At 46.8% G+C, this 6,256-nt stretch carries 7 protein-coding genes; 6 read left to right on the top strand and 1 reads right to left on the bottom strand.

Annotated elements, in window-relative coordinates:
• The first annotated feature begins 247 nt into the window (after positions 1-247).
• Positions 248-442 (top strand): hypothetical protein, encoded by a 195-nt coding sequence (locus F6K20_RS40770; protein ID WP_071106925.1) that lies wholly within the window; start codon positions 248-250, stop codon positions 440-442.
• Here the strand turns inward: F6K20_RS40770 and F6K20_RS20455 are convergent.
• Positions 374-556 carry a hypothetical protein gene (locus F6K20_RS20455; RefSeq protein WP_287295836.1) on the bottom strand — a complete coding sequence of 61 codons (183 nt, stop codon included), beginning with the start codon at positions 554-556 and terminating at the stop codon, positions 374-376. The genes F6K20_RS40770 and F6K20_RS20455 overlap by 69 nt on opposite strands.
• Before the next feature lie 193 nt (positions 557-749).
• Between F6K20_RS20455 and F6K20_RS20450 the strand changes: the two genes are divergently transcribed.
• The 5 genes from F6K20_RS20450 to F6K20_RS20430 form a co-directional block, all read left to right on the top strand.
• A complete protein-coding gene (locus F6K20_RS20450; RefSeq protein ID WP_287295834.1) occupies positions 750-1,508 on the top strand; it encodes a phosphoadenylyl-sulfate reductase in 759 nt (252 codons plus the stop codon).
• A gap of 169 nt (positions 1,509-1,677) precedes the next feature.
• Positions 1,678-1,800 (top strand): hypothetical protein, encoded by a 123-nt coding sequence (locus F6K20_RS20445; protein WP_287295830.1) that lies wholly within the window; start codon positions 1,678-1,680, stop codon positions 1,798-1,800.
• Positions 1,801-1,818: 18 nt separating this feature from the next.
• On the top strand, positions 1,819-1,950 hold the full coding sequence (locus F6K20_RS20440; protein WP_287295829.1) for a hypothetical protein: 132 nt from the start codon (positions 1,819-1,821) through the stop codon (positions 1,948-1,950).
• A gap of 17 nt (positions 1,951-1,967) precedes the next feature.
• Positions 1,968-5,978 (top strand): HEAT repeat domain-containing protein, encoded by a 4,011-nt coding sequence (locus tag F6K20_RS20435; protein ID WP_287295832.1) that lies wholly within the window; start codon positions 1,968-1,970, stop codon positions 5,976-5,978.
• Positions 5,979-6,015: 37 nt separating this feature from the next.
• A partial coding sequence (locus F6K20_RS20430) for a hypothetical protein (RefSeq protein ID WP_287295828.1) occupies positions 6,016-6,256 on the top strand: 241 nt, incomplete at its 3' end.

Below are 6,256 nucleotides of genomic sequence, written 5' to 3'. Positions count from 1 at the left end.
AAATTCTCAATTGAGTCTCTATTCCCTATTCCCTATTCCCTACTCCCGATTCCCGATTCCCTGTTCCCTGTTCCCTCCAAAATTTGTTACAAATATTTTCAAAATATGTTATAATAGAAAATTTTTTATGTTATAATAAAATTACCCCAGACGTTAAACGAAACGTTCAACGGGAAGAGCCAGCCTGAAGATATTCCAGGCTGAAGGCTGGCTCTAGGACCCCTTATAACAGGAGATACATAAAATTATGTCCTATGCTGAACGCCTACATCCATGGGTGGTGGTGCGTCTATTGCCCAAGATGCAAAGAGTAATTGTTGCTCGGTTCCGTAAACGATCCGATGCGGAGGGTCATATGCAGGCTCTGAAACGGCTAATGCCCGATGCGAACTTTGTGATTATCTTTGATATCGGGGAGCCGATAACTGAAGAAGACTCTTAGGATTATCGGGAGTCGGGAGTCGGGAGTAGGGAGTCGGGAATCGGGAGTCAGATCAGCGTTCCCTCTTGCCTTTTGCCTCTTGCCTCTTGCCTCTTGCCTCTTGCCTCTTGCCAAAGAGATTATTCACAAATAAATTACCATAACAATATATCCAGAGTAAAAACAAGACACTACCACCATGCCGCGACTGAATCTGATCGTTTCTGATCAAGCTTCTGGAAATCAACAGGCTGCACCTATCGAAAGCCCTGATCACCTCGATGGGAATGGGAAAACAAACCAGCTCCAATCTCAGCAGTTAGACCCCATGACCGGGGTGACATCAAACCCAATTGAGCTGGATTTGGAAGCAGTAAATCAGCAACTGACTGACACTAGCGCTACCAAAATCGTAGAATGGGCAGCTGAAACCTTTGGTGATGGCTTAGTGATGAGTAGCAGCTTTGGGATCCAGTCAGCGGTCATGCTGCACTTGGTCACTAGTGTCGTTCCAGATATACCGGTAATTTGGATAGATACGGGCTACCTACCGGTGAAAACCTATCGATTTGCCGAGGAGTTGATCGAACGGCTCAAGTTGAATGTAAAAGTATACCAGTCTGCCATGAGTCCAGCACGGATGGAAGCGTTGTATGACAGACTCTGGGAAAAGCAGGATGTAGAATCCCTCAACCGCTACGACCAGATCCGCAAGGTGGAACCGATGCAGCGCGCTTTGCGGGAACTGAAGGCAACGGGATGGTTAGCAGGATTGCGCAAGCAACAGACTGACCACCGCAAGAGTATGGGCTGGGTTAACAAGCAGGCAGAGCAGTATAAGATTTTGCCAATTCTTAACTGGCACTCTAGGGATATCTATAAGTATCTCACAGCTCATGATTTACCCTATCATCCCATGTTTGATGAAGGTTATACAACCGTCGGTGATTGGCATTCCAGCCGACCTTTATCCTTTGATGATCAGGATGAACGGGATACCCGTTTTCATGGCCTTAAGCAAGAGTGTGGTATACACTTGCCTGAAACTCCTGGTGAAGCTGCAAGTCTTGATTCTAGCTCTCTGTAATAGGGAACAGGGAGTAGGGAGTAGGGAATTGGAATGCGTACGCGGGCATCTTGGTAGAACTGGCATCAAGCCAGTTTGCTACTATCACAGATGTGTACGCATACTATTCCGATAGTGCCTCTACAAATAATGGGTAGAACTGGCATCAAGCCAGTTTGGGGACATCTTGGTGGAACTGGCATCTTGTCGGTTTGCTACTATCACAGATGCGTACGCTTACTATTCCGATCATGCCTCTACAACTAATTGGTGGAACTGGCATCAAGCCAGTTTGCTACTATCACAGATGTGATCGCATTCTACTTCAATAGTGCCTCTACAATCATGCGATTGGCCTACGGCCACGCTACGCGATGAAGCTTCGCTTCCGCGCTTATGCGATCGCATTCTGCTTCAACCTTCAACCTTGGCCAAAAGGCCACGCTACGCGAACAACCTTTAACCCCATTCAACCCTAAAATGGTCACTTGGGATCCCTATCTAGAATCAATCCGTAACACCTACGCCCAAAGGTGGCAAGTTTATACCCTAAGCGATGTCGAAGACCGCAAGCGCAAGCAGCAACAGACCCCGATGCTGTTCAACTTTGACCTAATGGTGGAAACCATCAAGTCGGAGCAGCCAAAAACAGACGAAAATCGGGAAGAAATTGAGCGCTTGCCTGTCCTAGAAGGATTGCGGAAGTATGCTGCTAACCATGTCTTACTGGTGGGACGTCCGGGTTCAGGCAAATCCACCGCATTAGTCCAATTGTTGGCAGATGAAGGGATACAAGGGAAAATTCCGGTACTGGTGGAACTGCGATATTACCAGACATCGGTGTTGGAGTTAGTACGGAATTTTCTGAAACGCCATGGTGTACTCCTCGACTCTACCGAAATCGAAAGACTATTGTTTCAGGGACAATTCTTGCTACTTATCGATGGCGTGAACGAGCTACCCTCAGAAGCAGCACGCCTAGATTTGACTCAGTTTCGGCAGGATTACCAGAAAACTACTCTCATGATTTTCACCACTAGGGATTTAGGAGTGGGTGGTGACTTGGGGATTGAGAAGAAGTTGCAAATGCAACCCTTGAGTGCAGCCCAAATGTCCGAGTTTGTCCGCAAGTATTTGCCACAACAGGGGGAGCAGATGCTCCAGCAGTTGGGCGATCGCTTACGGGAATTTGGGCAAACCCCCCTACTATTGATGATGCTATGTGACCTGTTTAAGTCTGTAGGTAAAATACCGTCAAATCTCGGTTTAGTGTTTCGGTCATTTACCGAGTCTTATTCTAAGCAAATCAAGCAAGATGTTAAGGTTTCCGATAATCAATCAAGAAAATTTTGGCCTGAGCTACTGCAACAGTTAGGGTTTGTGATGACAACAGGGGATAACCCTGATCAACCAGAGGATATCAGCGTTGCTATTCCCAAAACCAAAGCCGAGGAAATTTTAACTAACTATCTACTTAAGAAGGCTGTTGTTAATCCTAATGTTTGCGCCAAGACTTGGCTTGATGACTTACTCAACTATCACTTGATTCAACAATCAGGAGATTTATTTGAGTTTCGACACCAACTGCTCCAAGAATACTATACAGCCGAATATTTATTAAAGCAATTACCACATATCAGTGATCAGCAGCTGCAACAGAACTATCTCAATTATTTGAAATGGACAGAACCTCTGGTGCTAATGCTGCAATTGGTAGACAATCAAAAGCAAGCAAACCGGGTGGTAAGGTTAGGGTTAGGAGTGGATTTGCAACTGGGAGCGAGGTTAGCAGGAGCAGTAAAACCGGAGTTTCAGGAGCAGACTGTCGGGTTGGTGGCTGGGTTAGAGGTTCCGAAGTTACTTAAGGTTGAGCTGTTGGGAATAACTGAATCAGATAGAGCGATACCTGAACTAAGTAAATGCCTGGATTATGACGACTCATCTGTGCGTACTAGTGTGGCAAAATCTCTGGAAAAAATCGGGACAGAAGTGGCGATTGACCCCTTAATTAAATGCCTGGATGATGACCACTCATCTGTGCGTACTAGTGCGGCAGATGCTCTGGGAGAAATCGGGACAGAAGCCGCTATAAACCCCTTAATTAAATTGCTGGATGATCCCAACTCATTTGTGCGTACTAGTGCGGCAGATGCTCTGGGAAAAATCGGGACAGAAGCCACCATCGAACCCTTAACTAAATTGCTGGATGATCACGACTCTTTGGTGCGTACTAGTGCGGCAGTTGCTCTGGGAAAAATCGGGACAAAAGCCACCATCGACCCCTTAATTAGATTGCTGGATGATGACCACGATCATGTGCGTAGTATTGCGGCAAAAGCTCTGGGAAAAATTGGGACAGAAGCCACCATCGAAGCCTTAACTAAATTGCTGGATGATCACGACTCTTTGGTGCGTAGTACTGCGGCAGTTGCTCTGGGAAAAATTGGGACAGAAGCCACCATCGACCCCTTAATTAAATTGCTCGATGATGACCACAATCATGTGCGTAGTAGTGCGGCAGTTGCTCTGGGAGCAATCGGGATAGAAGCCACCATCGACCCCTTAATTAAATTGCTCGATGATGACCACAATCATGTGCGTAGTAGTGCGGCAGAAGCTCTGGGAAAAATCGGGACAAAAGCCACCATCGACCCCTTAATTAAATTGCTCGATGATCACGACTCAGATGTGCGTAGTAGTGCGGCAGTTGCTCTGGGAGCAATCGGGATAGAAGCCACCATCGACCCCTTAATTAAATTGCTCGATGATCACGACTCAGATGTGCGTAGTAGTGCGGCAGTTGCTCTGGGAAAAATCGGGACAGAAGCCACCATCGACCCCTTAATTAAATTGCTCGATGATCACGACTCAGATGTGCGTAGAAGTGCGGCAGATGCTCTAGGAAAAATCGGGACAGAAGCCACCATCGACCCCTTAATTAAATTGCTCGATGATCACGACTCTTTGGTGCGTAGTACTGCGGCATTTTATCTAGGAACAATCGGGACAGAAGCCACGATCGACCCCTTAATTAAATTGCTCGATGATCACGACTCTTGGGTGCATGGTAGTGCGGCAGTTGCTCTGGGAAAAATCGGGACAAAAGCCACGATCGACCCCTTAATTAAATTGCTGGATGATGACCACGATCATGTGCGTAGGATTGCGGCAGATGCTCTGGGAAAAATTGGCACAGAAGTCGCGATTGAGCCATTAATTAAATTGCTAGATGATGAGCACTATAATGTGCGTAGTAGTGCGGTATTTGCTCTGGAAAACATCGGGACAGAAGCCACTATTCCTCAACTGATTAATCTCCTGAACAAGAAAGAATTGGCAGCAACTAATGATAAAGATACTGTTCAGTACACTATCAAAGCTATTAAAGCCATTCAAGAGCGCTGCCAAGTCTACAACCCAACCTATCGTCCCAAACCTACTCCCAAACCCGATCCTCCCAAATTTATTACCACTCAAACCATATACATCCTCCACCTCTCCGACCTCCACATCACCACCCCTGACCAAGCTACCCGTTGGTCAAACCAACTCGCCCAAGACCTCAACCAAGACCTTCAAATCGATAACCTTGATGCTCTGATCCTCTCCGGTGATATTGCCAATTATTCCACTACAGAAGAATACCAGGCTGCACAACAGTTTCTCCACAACCTCCGCCAAGACTTCCCCCTAGACCCGAAGCAAATTGTTCTAGTTCCCGGTAACCATGACCTCAATTGGACACTAGCAAAGCAGGCTTATCAGTTATGGGATCTCGAAGAATATGACGGTGAACTAAAAGACGGTCACTACATCAAAGTCAGTGAAGAGGTGATTCGAGTCCGAGATGACGCTAAATACCAACAACGCTTTGCCCACTTCAGCCAATTCTATCAAGCCATCAAAGCTCAACCCTATGCCCTGGACTATCACCAGCAAGGGATTATCGACCATCTCCCAGACCAAAACCTCCTGATCCTAGGACTAAACTCGGCTTGGCAACTCGATCACCACTTCAAAGACCGTGCTAGCATTCACTCAGGTGCTCTGACCAACGCCCTGAAAGAGATTCGCCGTAACCCAGACTACCGCAACTGCCTGAAAATAGCGGTTTGGCACCATGCCCTGAATAGTAGCGGAAGCGATAGGATTACCGACCAAGGATTCATCGAACAACTAGCTGTTGCTGGATTCCGCTTTTTCCTGCATGGACACATCCACAAAGCTGAAACCAGTCTTTTCCGTTACGACCTCAGCCAAGATGGGCGCAAACTCGATAGAATTTGTGCTGGCACCTTTGGCGCACCGACCAAAGAACTAGTAACCGGTTATCCCTGGCAATATAATCTACTGACATTTGAAGGTAATCAGCTTACTGTCCGCACTCGCCGCCGGGAAGAAGAAAATGGTGCTTGGAAACCTGATTCACGGTGGACTCAGGGTCCGGGAGAAGGTGCTTTGGATTCTTATTCCATTGAGTTCAGGCTATAATCATGGTCTGCGGTAATCTTGAACAGAGGTCAAACCAATGGTAGTTCGGCAACCTCGCTATAGCAAAGAAGAATTTGCTAGGCGTGGAGATTACATCTATCAGAGTCAAGTACGCCCTTTGGTTGAACCAGGCAATTATGGCAGAATCGTAGCGATTGACATTGAAACTGGGCAGTTTGAGCTGGCTGATGATATTCTCAGTGCTACAAATGGTTTGTTTGAGCGACTCCCAAATGCCCAGCCTTGGATTGTTCGGATTGGGCATCGAGCTGTTCACA

Source organism: Moorena sp. SIO2C4 (genome assembly GCF_010672485.1).
Lineage (GTDB): Bacteria > Cyanobacteriota > Cyanobacteriia > Cyanobacteriales > Coleofasciculaceae > Moorena > Moorena producens.
The sequence above is the reverse complement of the archived record's forward strand: the minus strand, read 5'-3'. Positions and strand labels throughout refer to the sequence as shown.